Source organism: Paraburkholderia sp. FW306-2-2C-D06C, assembly GCF_058781505.1.
In genome coordinates, this window is sequence record NZ_JBYSWU010000142.1 from 1 (window position 1) to 840 (window position 840).

The 840-nt window shown below is 59.8% G+C and carries 2 protein-coding genes; both read left to right on the forward strand.

The window, feature by feature from the left end:
* Positions 1 to 183 (forward strand): M15 family metallopeptidase (locus AC3WLT_RS37215; RefSeq protein ID WP_492596532.1); only part of this gene is annotated, 183 nt, incomplete at its 5' end.
* A gap of 65 nt (positions 184 to 248) precedes the next feature.
* The coding region (locus AC3WLT_RS37220) for an ABC transporter substrate-binding protein (protein ID WP_492596533.1) at positions 249 to 840 on the forward strand (592 nt) is incomplete at its 3' end.

Below are 840 nucleotides of genomic sequence, written 5' to 3' on the forward strand. Positions count from 1 at the left end.
TCCGAACACTTTCATCCTGACCTGCCCGAGCACGTGCAGCGCAACCGGTTGCTGCTGCTGGGCGTAATGCATGCCGCGGGGTTCGCGCACATCAAGAGCGAATGGTGGCATTACGAGTTGCCCGATTTACGTGTACTGCCGCTCATCGACAACAGCGAAAGCGGCCCGTTGCGTCTGATGTAGTGGCTTTCTAATTCCAGCATCCGTAGTTCCCCTACAGGCTCTACCCCATTCCTTACGGAGCAAGTATGAAACTGGTATTGCGCAATGCGCTGGCGGCGGCAGCGGTCGCCTCCGCCCTGACCCTGTCGTTCACGGCGGCCGGCCTCGCCCAGGCGGCCACGCCGAAAGACATGTTCGTCATGGCGACATTCCTCGACGAATTCACGACGCTCGATCCCGGCGAAGTCTATGAACTGGTGCCGGAAGAATACGTCGCGAACACCTATGACCGGCTGGTACGCGTCGACCTGAAAGACCCGTCGAAATTCAATGGCGATGTGTCGCAATCGTGGATCGTGAGCCCCGACGGCCTCACGTTCACGTTCAAGATCCGTCCGGGCCTCAAGTTTCACTCAGGCAACGCCTTGACCGCGGACGACGTCGCCTGGTCGATCCAGCGCACGGTCCTGCTCGATAAGGGCGCGGCAGCGGTGCTGCAAGGTATCGGCCTCACGAAAGACAACGTGCTGAACAACGTGAAGAAGGTTGACGACGCAACCGTCAGCGTGACAACCGACCAGAATTATGCACCGACGTTCGCACTGAACGTGCTCGGCGCGTGGCCCGCCTCGGTGCTCGACAAACAGCTGCTGATGTCGCACCAGAAGGGCAATGACT